16 protein-coding genes are annotated in these 21,876 nt (G+C 60.5%); 10 read left to right on the top strand and 6 right to left on the bottom strand.

Going from position 1 to position 21,876, the window contains the following annotated elements:
* Window positions 1-713: 713 nt before the first annotated feature.
* Window positions 714-959: a DinI-like family protein gene (locus tag NV64_RS16610; protein WP_056232835.1), complete on the bottom strand. Its 246-nt coding sequence runs from the start codon at window positions 957-959 to the stop codon at window positions 714-716.
* A 112-nt stretch (window positions 960-1,071) separates the two neighbouring features.
* On the bottom strand, window positions 1,072-2,001 hold the full coding sequence (ldcA, locus tag NV64_RS16605; RefSeq protein ID WP_101506348.1) for a muramoyltetrapeptide carboxypeptidase: 930 nt from the start codon (window positions 1,999-2,001) through the stop codon (window positions 1,072-1,074).
* Between the two features lie 283 nt (window positions 2,002-2,284).
* On the opposite strand from ldcA, the gene emtA reads away from it, so the two are divergent.
* Entirely contained in the window at window positions 2,285-2,920 is a 636-nt protein-coding gene (gene emtA / locus NV64_RS16600; RefSeq protein WP_233209014.1) for a membrane-bound lytic murein transglycosylase EmtA, read from the top strand.
* Window positions 2,921-2,929: 9 nt separating this feature from the next.
* Here the strand turns inward: emtA and NV64_RS16595 are convergent, their stop codons facing one another.
* The gene (locus tag NV64_RS16595; RefSeq protein ID WP_056232831.1) at window positions 2,930-3,667 is read right to left on the bottom strand and encodes a flagellar brake protein; all 738 of its coding nucleotides are present in this window, start codon (window positions 3,665-3,667) and stop codon (window positions 2,930-2,932) included.
* 209 nt (window positions 3,668-3,876) lie between these two features.
* On the opposite strand from NV64_RS16595, the gene NV64_RS16590 reads away from it, so the two are divergent.
* Window positions 3,877-4,125 (top strand): GlsB/YeaQ/YmgE family stress response membrane protein, encoded by a 249-nt coding sequence (locus NV64_RS16590; protein ID WP_056232829.1) that lies wholly within the window; start codon window positions 3,877-3,879, stop codon window positions 4,123-4,125.
* A gap of 220 nt (window positions 4,126-4,345) precedes the next feature.
* Here NV64_RS16590 and treA read toward each other — a convergent pair whose 3' ends face one another.
* The 3 genes from treA to NV64_RS16575 form a co-directional block, all read right to left on the bottom strand.
* A complete protein-coding gene (treA, locus tag NV64_RS16585) occupies window positions 4,346-6,025 on the bottom strand; it encodes an alpha,alpha-trehalase TreA (RefSeq protein WP_101506347.1) in 1,680 nt (559 codons plus the stop codon).
* A gap of 246 nt (window positions 6,026-6,271) precedes the next feature.
* Window positions 6,272-7,201, bottom strand: coding sequence for an N-acetyl-gamma-glutamyl-phosphate reductase (gene argC / locus NV64_RS16580; protein WP_101506346.1), 930 nt, complete (start codon window positions 7,199-7,201; stop codon window positions 6,272-6,274).
* Between the two features lie 179 nt (window positions 7,202-7,380).
* Window positions 7,381-8,142, bottom strand: a complete 762-nt coding sequence (locus NV64_RS16575) for a FadR/GntR family transcriptional regulator (protein ID WP_101506345.1) — start codon at window positions 8,140-8,142, stop codon at window positions 7,381-7,383.
* A 214-nt stretch (window positions 8,143-8,356) separates the two neighbouring features.
* Between NV64_RS16575 and NV64_RS16570 the strand changes: the two genes are divergently transcribed.
* From NV64_RS16570 to NV64_RS16535, 8 genes are all read left to right on the top strand, one after another.
* Window positions 8,357-9,094 carry an SDR family oxidoreductase gene (locus NV64_RS16570; RefSeq protein ID WP_101506344.1) on the top strand — a complete coding sequence of 246 codons (738 nt, stop codon included), beginning with the start codon at window positions 8,357-8,359 and terminating at the stop codon, window positions 9,092-9,094.
* 27 nt (window positions 9,095-9,121) lie between these two features.
* Window positions 9,122-9,964, top strand: coding sequence for a fumarylacetoacetate hydrolase family protein (locus NV64_RS16565; protein WP_101506343.1), 843 nt, complete (start codon window positions 9,122-9,124; stop codon window positions 9,962-9,964).
* A gap of 22 nt (window positions 9,965-9,986) precedes the next feature.
* Entirely contained in the window at window positions 9,987-11,291 is a 1,305-nt protein-coding gene (locus NV64_RS16560; protein WP_101506342.1) for an L-fuconate dehydratase, read from the top strand.
* Window positions 11,275-12,126 carry an amidohydrolase gene (locus NV64_RS16555; protein ID WP_101506341.1) on the top strand — a complete coding sequence of 284 codons (852 nt, stop codon included), beginning with the start codon at window positions 11,275-11,277 and terminating at the stop codon, window positions 12,124-12,126. The genes NV64_RS16560 and NV64_RS16555 overlap by 17 nt, the downstream gene beginning before the upstream one ends.
* Before the next feature lie 13 nt (window positions 12,127-12,139).
* Complete coding sequence (locus NV64_RS16550) at window positions 12,140-12,916, top strand: SDR family oxidoreductase (RefSeq protein WP_101506340.1); 777 nt, start codon at window positions 12,140-12,142, stop codon at window positions 12,914-12,916.
* On the top strand, window positions 12,913-13,263 hold the full coding sequence (locus tag NV64_RS16545; protein WP_056232811.1) for an L-rhamnose mutarotase: 351 nt from the start codon (window positions 12,913-12,915) through the stop codon (window positions 13,261-13,263). The genes NV64_RS16550 and NV64_RS16545 overlap by 4 nt, the downstream gene beginning before the upstream one ends.
* An 81-nt stretch (window positions 13,264-13,344) precedes the next feature.
* Window positions 13,345-14,580, top strand: a complete 1,236-nt coding sequence (gene fucP / locus NV64_RS16540; protein WP_101506339.1) for an L-fucose:H+ symporter permease — start codon at window positions 13,345-13,347, stop codon at window positions 14,578-14,580.
* Window positions 14,581-15,003: 423 nt separating this feature from the next.
* A partial coding sequence (locus tag NV64_RS16535) for an Ig-like domain-containing protein (protein WP_158239901.1) occupies window positions 15,004-21,876 on the top strand: 6,873 nt, incomplete at its 3' end.

Genomic DNA, 21,876 nt, shown 5'->3' with positions numbered 1-21,876 from the left:
GACCGAAAGACCGAAAGACCGAAAGACCGAAAGACCGAAAGACCGAACGACCGAACGACCGAACGACCGAACGACAAAAAAACATGACGTAAGCACGTGAGCACGTGAGTACGTGAGTACGTCATTATGTCAGATGCCGCACAGTTTGCCCTCAGGTTGACGCCGGGTGCCGGTGACAAAGCCGTTCCAGCAGCATACCGGATAGACAGGCTCCGATAATCACCAGAAACCCCATAAGTGGTCCACCTGCCAGCAGCAGAGTGCAGAGTATGGCAGCATTCATTTTGTCTGTTCTTCTTATTGAAAGTGACTAACATCGCCATGTTGGCTCCTGCCGGCAGCCGGTGCAATGCGCAGGATCAAAATTCGCGAGACGATTCGCAGTTAATCAGCATCAGGTGGATTTTCTCAAAATATTAATAGACTTAATACATTCACCTCTGAATGTAATGCGCTACATTACGTTGAAAAAAAACCATTTCCGGCGGGTTCAATGCGCTAATTTCTTGATGTAAGGGCATGGGGCGGGAAAATGACAGATAAGAACAGCAGGTTTTCAGGACAAAAAAAAAGCCCGCTAAGAGCTTTGCTGCGGGCCAACACCAGGGAAATCGATTAGAAATAATAATAAGACTTATCTCAGGTAATGCAACTCAAAAGCGTCGCATCCCTGTGTAAATTTGTGCAAATTTTGTTATGCCGCTCTGCGGCAATCAGTAAGACTCCGACACCAGCCACTGATCGGCCTCGTCAAACATCTCTTCAATAATCCGCATCAGCACGGCTTTGTCGCTTTTACTGACGTCGGTTTTGACGCCGTTCGCCTGCATCGCTTTGACTTTGACCTCCATTTCCGGAAACACGCGCTGCACGCGTTTTTCCAGTTCGTTGCGAATTAACTCCCCGGCGTTGGCCAGCCCGGCAACGTTGCGCTTGTCATAAATCAGTTCAACAAACATCTCTGCTCCTTACGATTTTTATCTGTATAAAAATACAGGTATCCGTCGGGGGGTTCAACAGGATTTATCAGTCGTGGCATGGTTTTGCGGCGCGTAACGATAAAAATTGTCACTAACGCAGCTGTGGATAGTCCGACAGGGTCAGTGCGGCGTGGCCGTCGCTAACGGCCAGCCTGCCGTGCGCCCCCAGCGGCAGCGTCACCGTATCGGCGGCATGCCCAAAAGCCAGCCCGCTGACTACCGGCAGGCCGGTCAGATTACGGATCAGCTGCCAGACGTCCGGGAAATCGTAGCCGCCGTCATAATCACTCAGCGTTGCGCCGGTAAAGCTGCCGGTAACAATAGCGGATTGCCGCGCCAGCACGCCGCTGTACAGCAGCTGCAGCAGCATACGTTCGGTGCGGAATGGGTGCTCGTTAATGTCTTCGATCACCAGAATCCCTCCCTCAATCGCGGGCAGATACGGCGTGCCGGCCAGCGAGGCGATCATCGCCAGGTTTCCGCCCCACAGGGTGCCGCTGGCGTTAACTTCCCCTGCCGCCTCGCTGGTCTGCCAGTCGAGAGTGAAGCTTTCGCCGCTCAGCGCCTGCCAGAAGCACGCAAGTGTAAAGTCATTAAGGGTTTCCGGCCCAAAGTTGGCGGCCAGCATCGGCCCGCTAAAGCTTTTTACCCCGCACTGTGCCAGCAGCGCGAGCTGGATGGCGGTGAAGTCGCTGTGGCCGCAAAGCGCCAGCGGCGCGTCGCGCAGTCGTTCTCCGAGAGCGGCATAGTTCAGCCGGGGGAGCAGGCGGCTAGCGCCGTAGCCGCCGCGTACCGCAAGTACGATATCAGGGAGTTCGGCCATGCTGGCCAGCCGGTTGATATCCGCCAGCCGGGTATCGTCGTCGCCGGCAAAGCGCCGGTCGCGGCGCTCAATGACCGCAGTGTTATCGACCCGATGCCCCCAGCCGCGCAGCCGCGCGACGCCAAGACGGGCAGCCGGCTGATTGTGGCAATAGCCGGAAGGGGCGATCAGATGGATGTTGCGCGGAGTGATTGCCATAATGCTTACTTTTCTCCATGCGGGGCGCGCGTGACGCCGCTGTGCGATCGATAAATGATGAACATATCCTGTGGTAGAATCAGCCGCGCCGCGCGCTGCTGAAAATTCACGCGCTCAGAAATGAATCATTTCTCGCCTGTTATGTCCAATCAGAGCGATGATAAACAAAACTTTACGCTAAGTCGTTCACGGCGGCCAATAAATTAAGAATTACGGTAATTCTCAGTTCGTTACGATACCGTAATATGTAGCGCGAAGCGAAAGCGCAGAGGATAAGACAAGCGTGAAAACAAGCGTGAAGACGGTAGCGATAGCCGCTGCCTTACTGCTGGCGGGCTGCGCCAGCGAAACCCCAAAACGAATCGTCAGTCAGCCCTCTTCACCGCTGATTACCACACCGCCGAAACAGTCCACGCAGCCGTGGTCCGGCGTAACCCGCCATACGGCGCATAACTACGGCGTTGACCCGAAGCTGGTGGATGCGATTATTGCGGTGGAGTCCGGCGGCAACCCGACGGTGGTCAGCAAATCGAACGCGGTGGGGCTGATGCAGATCAAAGCCTCGACGGCCGGGCGTGAAGTGTACCGTTCGCAGGGCAAGGGCGGCCAGCCGAGCAAGTCTGAACTGCGCGACCCGGTAAAAAATATCGATATCGGCACCGCCTATCTGCGCATCCTGCAGCAGCAGCAGCTGGCAGGCATCCGTAATCCGGAAACGCTGCGCTATGCCACCATCGTGGCCTACGTTAACGGTGCCGGCGCGCTGCTGCGCACCTTCTCACGCGACCGCGACCGGGCCATTGCGATGATTAACGCCATGAGTCCGGAAGAGTTCACTCGCCACGTGCAGGATAAACATCCGGCGGCGCAGGCACCGCGCTATCTGTGGAAGGTGAACAGCACCTACCGCACCATCTGATCCTCTGCGTTACTGGAAGCGGTTGGCTTTATCCCGGGCCAGCCGCTCCAGCGCAAACACCACCTGCTGCAGCTCTCGCTCCTGGCCCGGTTCCAGCGCCACAAAACGCAGGCTCAGGCGTGGGGTGACGATAGTCTGATTTTTACTGCCGATCACGCTGCGCTGGCTGATAGTGACCAGCTGAGTGTCGATTTCAAAGCGGCCATACTCGCCCATATCCACCCGCAGCTTTTTAATGGTGTCGCCGTCCTGCAGCGTTTCCGGTAACGGACCCTCGGCCAGCGCGCCGATGCCGCCCAGCGACAGATCCTGCAGGCGCAGGCGGCCTTCACCGCTGCCGTCCGGCCAGGGAACATAGCAGTAGAACACCGGCGTCAGCGGGGCATGAACGCGGAAAAACTCGCGGCGCTGGATCATCCACAGCACCTCCGGCAGCGCGGCGGTGAAGGCCGGCAGCCCATCCAGCTCGTCGGCCTGCAGCGCAGGCAGAGCGAACTCCACCTTGGCACCGCGCGTTTCTGCGGTCACGTGTAAATTCTGTGCTTCGCGCGCCAGCTGGTTGTCGTAGTCGTTGCTGCCGTAATCCATCACCACCCGATCGCGATCGGCAGCCAGCAGGCGGGTGATAAACTGCCCGCGGGTGTGGTTGATCATCACCGGGGTCTGGTTTTCCAGCAGTTCGCGCAGGACTGCCAGCACGGCCAGTGGTCCACGTTTCAGGTATTGTTCTTTGTCTTCCTGTTTCACTTGCAACTCCGATAAGTAGCGGACCACGGGCACTCAGCCCAGCGTGGTATATCGGCCATTAAAGCAGAATCTTTACGTTTTTTTTACCTGACGGAGTAAAAATTTCCACAAAAATTCGTGTCTGAAATCACAAGGTTAGAATCTGTGTCCTATACTTTGTTCAGCACAGAACGTGGGTCTTTCTTATTGTGAACGTAAAGGAGCTGTAAATGGGTATTTTGTCCTGGATCATCTTTGGTCTGATCGCCGGTATTCTCGCCAAGTGGATTATGCCGGGTAAAGACGGCGGCGGTTTTATTATTACCGTTATTCTGGGTGTTGTCGGTGCGGTGGTTGGCGGCTGGATCAGTACCTTGTTTGGCTTCGGTAAAGTAGATGGTTTCAACTTCGGCAGCTTTGTGGTGGCGGTGATCGGTGCCATCGTGGTGCTGTGGATCTACCGTAAGGTGCGCAGTTAAAACGCCAGCGTAACCTGACGGTCTAAACAAAAGGGTGGCAGAGATGCCTCCCTTTTTTTACGCCTGTAACCCCGGTAACGGTAAGCATTGCAGATGCAAAGCCGCCATAGCGGACCAGAAGAGGGGGGCAGCGCCGGGCAACCACTGGAGTGAGTATGCTGCGCCTGACGACGGCTGAGGTCTCCTGCGGGGCACAGAGGCTGCCCGCAGGAGTACGGGTCTATTTTGCCGACTGCGCCGCGGCGCGGGTGAGATCGCCGACGTTATTACAGGTGACCCCCTTCGGACAGTAGCGATCCATCAGCATCAGGGTGACGCCGTTGGTCCAGCCGAAGCCGTCCTGCAGCGGATATTCTCCGCCGCCACCGCCGCCAAGGCCTTTACCTTCCACGACATATTTCTCAACCAGCTTATGCTCCCTGTCATAAGTCGCCTGCACGTTCTGCAGGAAGTTTACGCCAACCTGTTTCGCCAGTTCCGGCTTACCGTAGTTATCCAGACCCACCACGGCCACCCACTGCAGCGGCGCCCAGCCGTTGGGGGCATCCCACTGCTGGCCGTTGTTTACGGTGGTGGTCAGCAGGCCGCCTTCCTTCAGCAGCTGCGACTGTACCGCGCTGGCGGTGCGACTGGCCTGGTCACCGGAGGCGATTTTCAGCCAGAGCGGGAACAGCGTTGCGGCGGTGAGCTGCGGGCGAATGCTGCCTTTCTGCCAGTCATAATCGCTGTAGAAGCCCTGCTTCTCATCCCACAGGGTGCGGTTGATCGCCGTTTTACGCTGTTCGGCCAGCGTGGTGAAACGTTTGGCCGCGTCCGCGTTTTTCGCCACTTCGCTGGCCTTCGCCAGGGTGGTTTCCAGATGGTAAATCAGAGCGTTAAGATCCACCGGAATAATCCGCGTGGTATGGATAGTGGACAGATCGCCTGGCTTGTCGAACCAGCGCGAGCTGAAGTCCCAGCCGGAGGCTGCCCCGGCGCGCAGATCGCGATACAGTTCTTTCTTATCGCGGCCGTGGGCTTTTTCCGCGGTGGCGATATCATCCATATAGGATTCGGTGCGCGGCACGTCGCGGTCGTCCCAGTAGCGGTTAAGCACGCTGCCGTCTTTCAGCTTCACCACGCGTTCTTTCGCGCTGCCGCTGGCCAGCGTATCCGCCCCGGCCATCCAGTAGTCATACTCTTTCTGCAGCTGCGGCAGGTATTTCGCGTATACCGCATCGCCGCCGTGCTGCGCCAGCAGGTCGATCATCATGCTGAAGAACGGCGGCTGTGAACGGCTCAGGTAGTAGCTGCGGTTACCGTTGGGGATATGGCCGTACTTATCCAGCTCGCTGGCGAAGTTATCCACCATATCCTGCACCTTATCCCAGTGGCCGCTCTCTGCCAGCCCGAGCATGGTGAAGTAGCTGTCCCAGTAATAGACTTCGCGGAAGCGGCCGCCCGGCACCACGTAGGGCTTCGGCAGCGGCAGCAGCGAATCAAACTCGCTGGCCCGGGTGGTGGAACGGGTCAGCACCGGCCACAGGCCGTCGATATGTTCACGCAGGCTCTGCCCGGCGGGCGGCACATACTTCTCACCCTCGGACGGCAGGGTAAAATTGGTGGCAACGAAGCGTTTCAGATCGAAATTGCCCTGTGACTTCTGCATCTGCCAGTCGGCGAGGATCGCCGAGGGATCGCTCTTCGGTACAGCGTCAGCGAAGGTTTTCTGATCCGGGAAGAGTTTTGCCGACTGTACCGCGTGGAACAGCGGCCCGAGACGCACGTCAGGCGGCAGCGGATGACTGCTCAGCATTCGCTGGTTATCCTGCGCCTGTGCGGCCGCGGCGGCCATCAGCCCGGCCAGCAGCAGCGGGGCGAACATGCGGCTGTGGCTCTGACGTTTTTCGACACTTTTCATCGTCTGTGCTCCTTGTCCAGACCAGAGTGGTCTGTAAGTGTTTGACCCTGCACAAAACTTTAGACCAGAATCACGAAAAGATCGGCCAGTGACCGGGAAATGTGAGGCAGACGGCGTTTTTCTGGCCAGCCAAAAGGGAAAAAGTCCGTTACAGACTTGAAGAGGGAAACCCGCGCCCGTAAAGCCTGCATGCCGTTACCGTGCACACAGGCCTGAACGGGAGCGGTTTACGCACCGCCGGCGGTATCAGAGATTAACGCAGGTCTCTTCTGCCAGGCCGAGCATAATATTCAGGTTCTGCACCGCCGCGCCGGAGGCCCCTTTACCGAGGTTATCCAGCCGCGCTACCAGCATGCTCTGGCGCTGTTCCGCGTGGCTGAACACAAACAGCTCCATCTGATTGGTGTTGTTCAGCGCTTCCGGCAGCAGATACGGGGCGGTTTCCTCATCGTAGCTGTTGTGCTCGCGGACGCTGATAAACGACTGCCCGTCATAGAAGTCGGCCAGCGCCTGATGCAGCGCCGCGCCGTCGCTGTTGTTCAGCGGCACAAACACCAGCATCCCCTGCGCGTAGTCGCCTACCGCCGGCTGGAAGATCGGCCGGCTGCTCAGCCCGCTCCACGCCTGAATCTCTTTCAGGTGCTTATGGTTAAAGCCCAGCCCGTAACCGGCGTAACCGGTGCCCGCCTGCTGGTACTTCTCAATCATCGCCTTGCCGCCGCCGCTGTAGCCCGAAACCGCGTTAATCGCCAGCTCGCGATCGGCCGCCAGCAGGCCGGCGCGGGTTAATGGCGCCAGCAGTGCAATCGCGCCGGTGGCGTAGCAGCCGGGATTCGAGACGTGGCTGGCGCTGCGGATGCGGTCGCGCTGTCCTGCGTCCAGCTCCGGCAGGCCGTACACCCAGCCCGCCTGCACCCGGTGCGCCGAGCTGGCGTCCAGCACACGTGCGCCAACGGCATCGGCCAGCGCCACCGCTTCCTTCGCCGCCTCGTCCGGCAGGCAAAGAATAGTGACGTCCGCCTGCTGCATCAGCGCCTGACGGGCGGCGGCGTCTTTACGCTGCGCGTCGTCAATCTGGAGCAGCTCAATCTGCGGGTGATTTGCCAGCCGCTGCTGGATCTGCAGGCCGGTGGTGCCCGCCTGACCATCAATAAACACGCGATAGGTTTGAGTCATTACAGCCTTTGCCTTTAAGAAAGAGGAAACAGTGTTACCGGGGCGCGTGTGATGTTCGGCGCTTACGCTAACCAAACACGCATCACAATGAATTGACTGTTTATGAGTTTACATGCTGTCATTACACCTTATAAATGCGTTTATATGCAATTGTTTTGTGTAGTTATGCATGTTCTTTTTCATCCCCGCCCAAATATCGCAATCACCGCATCCAGATGCTCTTTCATCGCCTTTTTGGCCGCGCGGGCGTCGCGGGCTTCCAGCGCGTTAAGGATCGCCAGGTGCTCGATCTCCGAGCGGTGCGGCATATCCTGCGGCGTATAGTGCTGCTGCAGGCTGCGGAACATGGTGCCGTAGCGGTGGCCGAGCAGGTGGGCGATGATAAAGGCGTAGGCCGGGTTGCCGCTGGCCTGGGCGATACGGATATGGAACAGCCGGTCGCCGGGGTGGGTGGCGGAGTTATTGCGGTTATCAAAGCAGTTCTGCTGGTAAGCCTCGCGGATCAGCCGCAGCTCTGCGTCGGAGGCGTGGCGGGCGGCCAGCGCGGCGGTCTCCGGCTCGATCAGCCGCCGGGTCTGTAACAGCGAGAAGGGCGGCAGTTCGGCGCTGAAGTCCAGCTGGATATCCAGTTCATCATCAACGTCCGCCCACTGATTGCGGCCGGCCTGGGCCATCACCGGTTCGGCGGACGGCGCAGCGCGCTTGCTGCCGGTGTCACAGACGATCACCCCGTTGCCCACCCGTACATCCACCAGACCAATTACCTCCAGCGCGATCAGCGCCTCACGCACCGAGGCACGGCTGACCTGCAGCTGGCTGGCCAGGTCGCGTTCGGCGGGCAGTTTGCTGCCCGGCGGGAACTCACCGCTGTCTATCAGGTTTTTAAGCTGATCGGCAATCTGACGGTAAATTCTTGGATTTTCTAATTTTTTTATTGGCATGTGGCCCCAGCTTGTTTTTTAGCTTAAGCGATTCAGCTAGCATTTAACGGCAAAACTCCTTGCCGAATTGTTTTTCACGTGTGACAACTACGTTAATTAAAAGTCGTTTTAAACCACCATTCATTGCCATATCTTAACAATACGGTTTCGGTTTAAAACGTTTTTTTTCACCTTTAATGGCCTGACCATTAGTCCTTTAAGTACAGGAGTCACTATGCAGTTGCAGGGTAAAAAAGTGCTGATCACCGCCGCCGGGCAGGGGATTGGCCTGAACAGCGCCAAAGTGTTTGCCGCCGCCGGGGCGGAGGTCATCGCCACCGATATCAATATCAGCAATCTGGATCTGCCGGGGATCACCGCCCGCCGTCTGGACGTGACCGACAGCGCGGCCATTCGCCAGCTGGCCGGGGAGATCGGCACGCTGGACGTGCTGTTCAACTGTGCGGGCGTGGTGCACAGCGGCGATATTCTCAGCTGCAGCGAGCAGGAGTGGCAGTTTGCCCTCGATCTGAATGTGACCGCGATGTTCCACACTATCCGCGCCTTCCTGCCTGCGATGCTGGAGCGCCAGCGTGGGTCGATTATCAATATGTCGTCAGTGGCGTCAAGCGTGAAAGGGGTGCCGAACCGTTTTGCTTACAGCGCTTCAAAAGCGGCGGTGATCGGCCTGACCCGCTCGGTAGCGGCGGATTACGTTAAGCAGGGGATCCGCTGCAACGCCATCTGCCCGGGCACCGTGGAGTCGCCGTCGCTGCGCCAGCGCATTGCCGAGCAGGCCGCCGCCGAGGGGCGCAGCATCGATGAAGTCTATCAGGCGTTTGTGGCGCGTCAGCCGGTGGGCCGCATCGGCACCACGGAAGAGATCGCCCAGCTGGCGCTCTATCTGGCCTCCGACGCCAGCTCGTACACCACCGGCACGGTACAGATTATTGACGGCGGCTGGAGCAACTAAGCTGCCGCGCCAACACCAGGAGAACTTATGAAACTATTACGTTACGGACAGCCGGGCGCGGAGCAGCCTGGCATCCTCGATAACCAGGGCCATATCCGCGCGCTGCCCGCTGATTTTGCCGATATCAGCGGCGAGGTGCTGTTACCGGACTCGCTGAACAAACTGCGCCAGCTGGACGTTAACGCGCTGCCGCGGGTGGAGGGTAACCCGCGCATCGGGCCGTGCGTCGGTCAGGTGGGTAAATTTGTCTGTATCGGTCTGAACTACGCCGATCACGCGGCGGAAACCGGCGCGGAGATCCCTCAGGAGCCGGTGGTGTTTAACAAATGGACCAGCGCCATCTGCGGCCCGAACGACAACGTCGAGATCCCGCGCGGTTCGCAGAAAACCGACTGGGAAGTCGAGCTGGGGGTGGTGATTGGTCTGGGCGGTCGCTACATCAGCGAAGCGCAGGCGATGGAGCATGTCGCCGGTTACTGCGTGATCAACGACGTTTCTGAGCGTGAATATCAGATTGAGCGCGGCGGCACCTGGGATAAAGGCAAAGGCTGCGACACCTTCGGCCCGCTGGGGCCGTGGCTGGTCACCGCCGATGAGATCCCGGACCCGCAGAACCTGAGCATGTGGCTGGAAGTGGACGGCAGGCGCTATCAGAACGGCAGCACCCGCACCATGATCTTTACCATCCCGCAGATCATCAGCTACCTGAGCCGCTTTATGAGCCTGCAGCCGGGTGATGTGATCTCCACCGGCACGCCGCCGGGCGTCGGCCTCGGCCAGAAACCGCCGGTCTATCTGCGCGCCGGCCAGGAGATGCGTCTTGGCATCGAAGGGCTGGGCGAGCAGCGCCAGTTAACCGTTCAGGCATAAATAACAATAAAAGGAAGCAGCGATGACCACCATTACCGCCTTACGCACCGAAGATATCCGTTTCCCGACCTCGCTGTCGCTGGACGGCTCCGACGCCATGAACCCGGACCCGGACTATTCGGCGGCCTATGTGATTCTGGAGACCGAGAACCCGGCGCTTAACGGCCACGGGCTGACCTTTACCATCGGCCGCGGCAACGAGATCTGCTGTATGGCGATCAAAGCGCTGCAGCACCTGGTGGTGGGCCGCAGGCTGGCGGATATCACCGCCGATATGGGCAAATTCTGGCGTGAGTTTACCAGCGACAGCCAGCTGCGCTGGATCGGCCCGGATAAAGGTGCCATCCACCTCGCCACCGGCGCTGTGGTTAACGCGGTATGGGATCTGTGGGCTAAGGCGGAAGGCAAGCCGCTGTGGCAGCTGGTCGGCGAGATGAGCCCGGAGGAGCTGGTGCGCTGCATCGATTTCCGTTACATCACCGACTGCATTACCCCGGACGAAGCGCTGACGCTGTTGCATGAGCGGGCGCAGGGGAAAGAAGCGCGCCTGCAGTCACTGCTGGCAGAGGGATATCCGTGCTACACCACCTCGGCGGGCTGGCTGGGCTACCCGGACGACAAGCTGCGTAAACTGTGTCAGCAGGCGGTGGACGCCGGCTTTGACTATCTGAAGCTGAAGGTTGGCCGCGATTTGCAGGACGATATCCGTCGCGTGACCATCGCCCGTGAGGTGATTGGCCCGGATCGTAAGCTGATGATCGACGCCAACCAGGTGTGGGAAACCGGCGAGGCGATCGACTGGGTCAACCAGCTGGCCTTCGCCCGCCCGTGGTTTATCGAAGAGCCGACCAGCCCGGACGATATCGAAGGGCACCGCCGCATCCGCGAGGGCGTGGCACCGGTCAAGGTGGCGACCGGCGAAATGTGTCAGAACCGCATTATGTTCAAGCAGTTCATTATGCGCGGCGCGATTGACGTGGTGCAGATTGACTCCTGCCGCATGGGTGGGGTCAATGAAATTCTGGCGGTGATGCTGATGGCGGCGAAGTACAACCTGCCGGTGTGCCCGCACGCCGGTGGCGTGGGGCTGTGTGAGTACGTGCAGCACCTGTCGATGATCGACTACCTGTCGATTGCCGCGACCCACGAAGGGCGGGTGATCGAGTTTGTCGACCATCTGCACGAGCACTTTGTTGACCCGTGCGTGATCAAAGGTGCGGCCTATATGCCGCCGACCGCGCCGGGCTTCTCGATTGAGATGCACGCGTCGTCCATCGAACAGTACCGTTATCAGCAGCCGGAGCTGGCCGATGCCGCTGCGTATTGATGCCCATCAGCACTACTGGCGCTACCAGCCGGCGGAGTACGGCTGGATAAGCGACGCCATGCCGCAGCTGCGGCAGGACTTTCTGCCGCCGCAGCTGCGGCCGCTGCTGGCGGAACGCGGGCTGGATGGCGCGGTGCTGGTGCAGGCGCGTCAGCACTGGCAGGAGACGCAGTGGCTGCTGCAGCTGAGCCGCGACCACCGCGAGATCCTGGCGGTGGTCGGCTGGGTCGATCTGGCCGGTGAGGCGCTGGCCGCCTCGCTGGAGGAGGTGTCCGGGCAGGCTAAACTGCGCGGCTTCCGCCATCAGATCCAGGATGAGGCGTACGGCGCGGGCTGGATGCAACAGCCGGCGGTAACGCGCGGTATGCAGCAGATCCAGCGGGCGGGTTACGTCTACGACCTGCTCGTCACACACGATCAGCTGGCGACGGCGACGGCCTTCGCTGCCCGCCATGATCGGGGGGCGCTGGTGCTGGATCACTTCGGCAAGCCGGATATCGCTGCCGGGGTGGCACAGTGGGTGCGGCAGGTCACGCCGCTGGCGGCGCTGCCGCACGTCAGCTGCAAGCTCTCCGGCCTGCTGACCGAACCGCGCCCGGCCGGATGCGGTGACGCGGAGCTGCTGGCGTTCTATGATGCGGCGCTGCAACTGTTCGGACCTGATCGCCTGCTGTTCGGTTCAGACTGGCCGGTGTGCCTGCTGGACGGGCCGTATCAGCACGGCTGGCAGCTGTGCCAGCAGGCGATTGCCACGCTGTCAGCCGACGAGCAGGCGGCGATACTGGGCGGCAACGCCAGCCGCATTTACCTGGAGCCTGACGGCACAGGCTTATAACTGGAGAAGGGTGATGGATCTGTACCTGAAAGACAAAGTGGTGCTGGTGACCGGCGGCGGTTCAGGCATCGGCGCGGCGATATCGCTGAGCCTGGCGCAGGAAGGGGCGATACCGGTGATTATCAGCAACAGCGTGCCGCCTGCCGGACTGATGGCGCAGCTGCATGAGCAGCAGCCCGCCGCAGAGTTTATTCACGCCGAGCTGCAGGATGAGGCGATGTGCCGGGCGGCGGTGGCGCAGGTGCAGGCGCAGTTTGGCCGCATTGACGGGCTGGTGAACAACGCCGGGGTCAACGACAGCGTTGGCCTGGAGGCGGGGCGCGAGGCGTTTGTCGCGTCGCTGGAGAAAAACCTGGTGCACTACTACCTGATGGCGCACCTGTGTCTGGGTGCCTTACGCGAAAGCCACGGGGCGATCGTCAATATCAGTTCCAAAACCGCGCTGACCGGGCAGGGCAACACCAGCGGCTACGCGGCGGCCAAAGGCGGCGTGCTGGGGCTGACCCGCGAATGGGCGGCGGCGCTGCTGGCTGACGGCATTCGCGTTAACGCGGTGATCCCGGCGGAAGTGATGACGCCGCTGTACGAGCGCTGGATCGGCACCTTTGACCAGCCGCAGCAGAAGCTGCAGCAGATTACGCAGAACATCCCGCTGGGGCAGCGCATGACCACCGCTGAGGAGATCGCCGACAGCGTGGTGTTCCTGCTCTCGCCGCGTGCGTCGCACACCACCGGGCAGTGGCTGTCGGTGGACGGCGGCTACCAGCATCTTGATCGGGCGCTGACATGAGCGGCGGTCAGCGCTACGTCCAGGCGCTGGATCTGCAGGACGACCCGCAGCTGATCGCGGAGTACCGCCAGCACCATCAGCGCATCTGGCCGGAGATTGCCGCCCATCTGCGCCAGCACGGCATTCTCAGCATGGAGATTTACCTGCTGGGCACCCGGCTGGTGATGGTGACGGAGACCGGGGCTGACTACGATGCCGCCGCGTTTAACGCCGCCAGCCTCGGCCACCCGAAGGTGCAGGAGTGGGAAGCGCTGATGTGGCGCTACCAGTGTGCCACCCCATGGACGCCGGACGGCGAGAAGTGGATGCCAATGGAAAACATCTTTTCACTGACCGACCAACCTTAACTGACTCATCTGCTGGCCCGTCAGGGCCAGTTAATGCCGGTGTTTTTCGCTGTACTGGCCACAGTAACCGAGGAACCAAACATGCTCGTCAATAAATCCGTACACCCGGCGCAGCGCGCCGGTCAGCCCGCTGTTGCCGCTTTCCGGCTGGCGTTTATGCTGGTCACCGTACTGTTCTTCCTGTGGGGGCTCTCCTACGGCCTGCTCGACGTGCTCAACAAGCACTTCCAGGAAGTATTGCACGTGACCAAAGCCCAGTCCGGCCTGCTGCAGGCCGCCTACTTCGGTGCCTACTTTGTGGTGGCGCTTCCCGCTGGATTCTTTATGGAACGCTACGGTTACAAGGCCGGGATTCTGGTCGGCCTGTGCCTCTATGCGCTGGGCGCGCTGCTGTTTGTGCCCGCCGCCGGGGCGGCCAGTTTTGCCCTGTTCCTGCTGGCGCTGTTCGTGATCGCGCTGGGATTAGGCTGCCTGGAAACGGCGGCTAACCCCTATGCCACGGTGCTCGGCGCGCCGGAAGGGGCGGAGCGGCGGCTCAACCTGGCGCAGTCGTTTAACGGGCTGGGGCAGTTTGTCGGGCCGGTGATCGGCGGCTCGCTGTTCTTCTCCGCCACTCAGCAGAGCGGAACGGCAGGCCTGGACTCGGTGAAAACCACCTATGTGGCGATCGCCGCGCTGGTGCTGGTGATTGCCTTTATCTTCGGCCGCACCCGCCTGCCGGATATCCGCAGCCAGGAGGCTGAACAGAGCAGCCACGACGGTCGCGGGCTGTGGCAGCACGCCCATTTTACCGGCGGGGTCATCGCCCAGTTCTTCTACGTGGCGGCACAGGTCGGCGTCGGCGCCTTCTTTATTAACTACACCACCGAACACTGGGCAACCCTGTCGAACCAGAACGCCTCCTACCTGCTGTCGGTGGCGATGGTAAGCTTTATGGTCGGCCGTTTCTTCAGCACCTGGCTGATGGGCTATGTCCGCCCGTCAACGCTGCTGGTGGCCTATGCGGCGATCAATATTCTGCTCAGCGCGCTGGTGGTGGCGGGGATTGACGGCGTGTCGGTGGTGGCGCTGGTGGCGGTATTCTTCTTTATGTCGATCATGTTCCCGACGCTGTTTGCCATGGGGGTGAAAAACATGGGTACCCACACCAAACGCGCCAGTTCGGTAATGATTATGGCGATTGTCGGCGGTGCGATTATGCCGTATCTGATGGGGGCGCTGGCCGATCGCTACAGCACGGCGGTGGCCTATCTGCTGCCGCTGCTCTGCTTTGCGGTGGTACTGAATTACGCCTTACGTCAACGCCGCGCCGGATAATGCGGAAACGTTAATTTTACTTAATTCCGACTTAACGCAAATTTTCACCCGCGCCCCGGCGCGGGTTTTTTATTTCTCTGTTTTAACGCGATTTTTATCCTTATCTCAAATTAAGATTTTTCTTATTCCCCCTCTTTAAATCGTAAATATTTTTTGCTAAATATAACGGCATCTTCGTCCTGTTAGCAGGTTTCGTTCCCCTGTCAAGGTTGGACGCTGCCGGAAATTACAACATTCAATCAACGGTTTTTATTTCGCTGCGAAGCTACTTCGGCGGCGTTGCACAGGAGTGTCAGCATGGCATGGCAGAATTGGTTTAAAAACGTTAACAACGCACCGGCCGCCGGCCGGGGTAAACGTGGACAAAAAAGCAATGCTGGCGCGCGAGCGGCTGCGCCTTCCGCCTGGCTTCTGGAGCCACGTATGCTGTTCGATGGTGCGGTCGCCGCCACGGTGACCACCACGCTGAGCAACAGCGACAGCGCGGTAGCGAAAACGGCCGATGACCATGCCGACAGCGCAAAGACCAGCGCCAGCAGCGATACCCGCCAGAGCGACGCCACGCAGGATGCGGGCGCTGAACAGCAGAGCCACAACAGCGATGTCAGCCAGAACAGCGACCCGAACGCCAGCAGTGATGCGGTGGCGATCGCCGCTACCGCCACCCCGGCACGCCTCGAAGTGGCCTTTGTGGACACCTCGGTTGACGGCTATCAGAGCCTGATAGACGGCATTAAACCCGGCGTCGAGGTGGTACTGATTGACGGCAGCAGCAACGGCCTGCAGCAGATCGCAGACTGGGCCTCAACCCACAGCGGTTACGACGCGGTGCATATCTTCTCGCACGGCGTCGATGGTCAGATTAACCTCGGCAGCTTCGTGCTGACCGACAGCGCGATCCACACCGCCGACGTACAGGCCGCGCTGACCACCCTCGGCCAGGCGCTGACCGCCGACGGCGATCTGCTGCTCTACGGCTGCGATGTGGCGGCAGGCACAACCGGTGACGCCTTTATCCGCGATCTGGCTACCGCCACCGGCGCGGATGTGGCCGCCTCCAGCGATGCCACCGGCAGCAGCCTGCTGGGCGGTAACTGGACGCTGGAAAAGCACAGCGGGGAGATTGAGACTACCGCGTTAGCGGTGGAGGGCTATCAGGGGCTGCTGACGCAGGTGAGGCTGATCGATAGTGATATTGTTCCGGCGTCCGCAAGCGATCCCTGGTTAGCCACCAAAAACATCGGTGGCTATACCTTTACGTTTTCAGCGCCACAGACCGGGGGCTTCTTAAGCATTGACCAGGTGGGGGGGCTGCAGGGGCTTTATGCCTATGATTATAATTCTGTCAGTGGCAACGGCACGGTGCTGACCATCAAGGCACCGGACGGCTATACCTTCGACCTGTCCGCCTTCAACCTGGCGTCTGAAACTAACCTGGTCGATGTTGAAGTCACTTATGCCAATGGCTCCACCGGTGTCATGCGGCTTTCGGGCACGGCCGGCAGGCCGACCCTGTGGGATTATATGGAGGGGGCGTTCGATGATATCACTCAGGCGGTGTTCACTTCTTCAGAAATGACCGTCCTGCAGAACTTTGACATTATCGATATCAAACCGATCGGCGGCGTGGCGCAGAACACCGCGCCGGCGATCGGCAACCTCAACGGCGACAGCCTCACCTATATCGAAGACAGCCCGGCCATCACCCTGGACGTCGGTGGTAATGCCACCGTTACCGACGGCGATTCCGCCAACTTTGACGGCGGCAAACTCACCGTCTCGATTAACGCCAACGGCACCGCCAGCGAAGATGTGCTGAGCATCCGCAATGACGGAAACGGCAGCGGGCAGATTGGCTTTAACGGCGTTGGCGTTACCTGGGGCGGCACGGTAATCGGTATGGTCACCGGCGGCACGGCGGGCAACGATCTGGTGGTGTCACTGAACAGCAGCGCCACCCCGGAAGCGGTACAGGCGCTGACCCGCGCTTTAACCTACAGCAACAGCAACATGCGCGAACCGTCTACCGACACGCGCAGCATCAGCATCACGGTCAGCGATGGCGATGGCCACACCAGCACCCCTGCCACCGTGGAGGTGGCGGTGATCGGCCACAATGATGCGCCGAAGAACCCGGGTGGCGGTAACTGGGAGACCATCACCGAACGCGGCAGTGAAGTGCTGCTGTTTCTCGGGGTGGACATTGATACGGTGGAAGCCGGGCAGCTGATCACGGAAATGGCGATCGGCAGTGTCAGCAACGTCTACGGCGACAGCGAAAGCGGCGTCAACACCGACACCGGCAACGATGGTATCTATGGTGCCGGAGATATTCTGCATATCGATGGCAGCGCTATCCCGCTGGTTGAAGCCAGTGGCACTACCCAGAACAATGGCTTCAGCTGGTCGGTCACGCAGAGTGCAGACGGGAGCTACACGCTGACGCTGAGCAAAGCGGAAGGGGTCAGCCCGGAACTGGCCAGCGCCATTCTTAATGAGGCCACCTACAGCTACATTGGTAGTGACAGTACCATCACCTACCGCGCCTTTAGCGCGTCGCTGCTGAAAGACAACGGCGGCACGGCAAACGGCGGTAAGGACAGCGACAGTGCCTCTATGATCGGCCTGTTTGATATGGCGCTGGCCCCGCTGGCAGCGAACAGCGCCCCGGTGATCGCTAACCTGGATGGCGACAGCATCACCTATACCGAAGGGCAGGATGCGGTGGCCCTGGATGCCGGGGCGGATGCCACGATTACCGACGGCGATTCGGCGAACTTTGACGGTGGCGCACTCACCGTTTCCATCACCGCTAACGGCCACGGCAGCGAAGATGTTCTGACTATCCGCACGGGCGGTGAACCGGGTAAACAGATCACCGCCTACGGCAGCATCGTCAACTACAGCGGCCTGGATATCGGCTTCTACACCGGCGGCAGCAACGGCAACGATCTGGTGGTGACGCTGAACAGCAACGCCACCCCGGAAGCGGTGCAGGCGCTGGTGCGGGCGATCGCCTACCAGAACAGCAACGACCTCAATCCATCCACCGATATCCGCACCGTTACCGTCAGCGTCAGCGATGGCGACGGTGGCACCAGCAACCTGGCCACGCTGCAGATTAACGTCACCGACGTGAACGATGCGCCGCTGGTTTACGGCAGTGGTCATTACCAGATCTACCAGCAACGCGGCAGCGAACTGACCCTGTTCGACTCGGTAACCATTGATCCGGTGGAAGCCGGGCAGACCATCACCGAACTGCAGCTGACCATCTGGAACTACTGGAACGACGGCAACATGAATGATGCGCTGACCATTGACGGCAGCGTGATCCCGTTAACCGCTGGCAGCGGCACCACGGCAATCAGTGGTCTGAGCTGGACGATATCGGGCGGTAGCAGCATCTCCATCCTGACGCTGTCGAAAGCGCAGGGGCTCAGCGGCGCGGCAGCCAGCGCGCTGGTGTCTGCTATCACCTACAGCAACACCGGCAGCGACGCGCAGTACGGTTTCCGTCAGTTCGAACTGAGCAGCGTGAAGGACAGCGGCGGCACGGCAAACGGCGGCAGCGACACCATGAACTGGACGGGGGTATCCACCTGGTTTGATATCATGCTCGACGCGACAGTCAACAGCGCCCCGGCCATCGGCGGGCTGGATGGCGACAGCGTGACTTACGCCGAAGGCGCGGCCCCGGTAGTGCTGGATGCCAATGGCGATGCCACGGTAACGGACGGCGATTCCGCCGACTTCGACGGCGGCAGCCTGACCGCTGCCGTCACCGCTAACGGTCACAGCAGCGAAGATGTGCTGAGCATCCGCAGCGGCGGCGAAGCGGGCAACGTGATTGGCGTGAGCGGCAGCAGCGTCACGTACAACGGCGTGGAGATTGGTACGGTCAGCGGCGGCAGCGATGGCAACGATCTGGTGGTGGCGTTTAACGCTAACGCCACGCCGGAGGCGGTACAGGCGCTGACCCGTGCGCTGACTTATCAGAACAGCAACGACAGCGATCCGTCGACCGACACCCGCAGCATCAGCATCACCGTCAGCGACGGCGACGGCGGCACCAGCAATACGGCCACCCTGCAGGTGAGTGTGACTGGCGTGAATGATGCGCCTGTCGTTGCGGGCAGCGGCGGCAGCTACGGCTACAGCGAGCGCGACAGCGCCTTAACCCTGTTCAACGGCATCAACATCGATCCGGTTGAAGCGGGCCAGGCCATCACTGATTTTGTGATCCGCATTTGGTCCTACAGCAGCTCCGCCAACAGCAGTGAAGTGTTGCATATCGACGGCAGCGATCTGCCGCTGACCAATGGCAGCGGCGTCACGGCGGATCATGGCTTCAGATGGAGCGTCTCGCAGACGGGCGGCCAGAGCTACCTGAGCCTGACTAAGGCAGAGGGCATCAGCGCGGAAGCCGCAACGGCGCTGGTGGCGGGTATTACCTACCGCAATAACAATACCGAAAGCACCGGCATGCGTGAAATTCTGTTCGCTGCCGTCTGGGATAATGGCGGGACGGATAACGGCGGCGTTGATTACACTTCTGCCAATATCACGACCTGGGTAAACCTGGCGATCCAGCCAGAGCAGAACAGCGCGCCGACGATCGGCGGGCTGGACGGCGACAGCGTCACTTACACCGAAGGCGCTGCCCCGGTGCTGCTGGATGCCGGCAGCGATGCCACCGTCACCGACGGCGACTCGGCCAACCTTGACGGCGGCAGCCTGACCGTGTCGGTCACCGCTAACGGCCACGGCAGCGAAGATGTGCTGAGCATCCGTACCGGCGGCGAAGCGGGTAGCGTCATCGGCGTGAACGGCAGCAGCGTCAGCTATAACGGCGTGGAGATCGGTACCGTCAGCGGCGGCAGCGAGGGGCACGACCTGGTGGTGGCGTTTAACGCGAACGCCACGCCGGAGGCGGTGCAGGCGCTGACCCGTGCGCTGACTTACCAGAACAGTAACAACAGCGATCCGTCCACCGACACCCGCAGTATCAGCATCACGATCGGCGACGGTGACGATGGCACCAGCAGTACCGCCACCCTGCAGGTTGAGGTGAACGGCGTTAACGACGCGCCGCTAATCAGCCTGAATAACAGCCTCACCTGGCTCAACGCAGGCACGCCACAGGCCCAGTTGTTCAGCCAGGTCACCATCGATCCGGTGGAAGCCGGACAGACCATAACGCAACTGACCCTGACGGCCGATTTGCTGATTGATGGCAACCATGAGGTGTTGAGTGTTGACGGCACCACCATCACCCTTGGACAGTCGGCCTCTGGCACCACCGCGTTGAATGGCCTCAGCTGGAGTCTGATTGTATCGGGATCTTCGGCCAGCCTGGTCCTCTCTTCTGCCGGGGGCATCAGCGGTGCAGCCGCCAGTACTCTGGTGGAAGGAATCCGCTACAGCAACACCAGCAACACCACCAGCGGGGATGTTAATTCCGGAACACTTCGTCAGTTCACCCTGATCGGAGTGAAAGACAGCGGCGGCACGGCGAATGGCGGTATCGATACCCAGAACGTGTGGATGAACTCGCTGGTTATTGTTCAACAGGGCACCCCGGTGGCCGCCCCGCAGGTCACCAGCGTGACGGCCTCCAGCCCGGATGGTTACTACAAAAGTGGCCAGACGGTGGTGATTACCGTTAATTACAGTGCTGATCTGACCCTCGACACCACCGATGGCCGCCCGACATTGCAGCTCGACGTCGGCGGTGCGACCCGTTATGCCACCTATAGCGGGCAGAGCGCTGCGAACCAGCTGCAGTTCGAGTATCTGGTGCAGGCGGGTGACAACAGCGCCGATCTTGAGGTCAGCGGCAACGCCGCGCTGCAACTGAACGGTGCGACGCTGCAAAGTGCAGCGGGAACGGCGGCCGATCTGACGCTGCCGGAAGCGGGAACGCAGAACTCGCTGAGCGGGCAGAGCGCGATCGTGGTGGATACGGTGCTGCCGGGTGCCACCATCAGCATTAATAACCCGCTGCTGGGGATGGGGCAGTACGCCACCGTCACCATCACCTTTACGGAAGCGGTGACCGGCCTGACCCGTGACGATATCACCGTGGAAAACGGCACGCTTGGTACACTGTTCACCAGTGACGGTGGCGTGACCTGGCAGGCCAGCCTGGAGCCGACGACGGGCATTACTGCCGCAGGCAATCAGATCACCCTGAATAATGCCGGCGTCAGCGATCGGGCGGGCAACGCGGGCGAGGGCAGCACCAGCATCAGCTATGACATCGACGGCGTGCGGCCGACGGTCAGCATTGCGCTGGATAACAGCACGCTGAAGGCCGGTGCCAGCACCGCCGTAACGATCACCTTCTCCGAGGCGGTCAGCGGCTTCAGCCGCGATAACCTCAACCCGACCAGCGGCACGCTGGGTGAGTTCACGTCTGTTGACGGCGGTATCACCTGGACCGGTATCCTGACGGCGGAAAGTGATAATGACGGGGCTGATAATAAGATCTTCTTTGATAACAGCGGCATCAGAGACCGTGCCGGGAATACCCTGCAGGGGCTAACCGTTTCCGATCCATATACGGTTGATACCCAGCTGCCAACCGCCACTATCGAACTGAGCGATACCGCGCTGCGTGCGGGTGAGGCGTCCACCGTGACCATCACCTTCTCTGAGGCGGTCTCCGGCCTGACCCGTGAGGCGCTGACCGCGCCAAACGGCACCCTGTCCGAGCTGATCACCACAGACGGCGGGATCACCTGGAAAGGGACCTACACGCCGAACGCTGACGTGACCGACGCGACTAACCAGCTGGTGCTTAATCAGACCTGGGTACGCGATGCGGCAGGCAATACCGGACAGGGCCTGGTGGAGTCTGACAACTTTGCGATTGATACAAAGCTGCCAACCGCCACCATCCAGCTGAGCGATACCGCACTGCGTGCGGGTGAAACGTCCGTTGTGACCATCACCTTCAGCGAAGCCGTCTCCGGCCTGACCCGCGAAGCGCTGACCGCGCCAAACGGCACCCTGTCCGAGCTGATCACCGCCGACGGCGGGATCACCTGGACCGGCACCTATACGCCGAACGCCGACGTGACCGACGCGACTAACCAGCTGGTGCTGAACCAGACCTGGGTGCGTGACGCCGCAGGCAATACCGGACAGGGCCTGGTGTCGTCTGATAACTTCGCCATCGACACGCAGCTGCCAACCGCCACGATCGAGCTTAGCGACACCGCGCTGAAAGCGGGTGAGGCGTCCACCGTGACCATCACCTTCTCTGAGGCGGTCTCCGGTCTGACCCGCGAG

The sequence above is a fragment of the Erwinia sp. B116 genome, from assembly GCF_002865965.1.
Classification (GTDB): Bacteria; Pseudomonadota; Gammaproteobacteria; order Enterobacterales; family Enterobacteriaceae; genus Erwinia.
The sequence above is the reverse complement of the archived record's forward strand: the minus strand, read 5'-3'. Positions and strand labels throughout refer to the sequence as shown.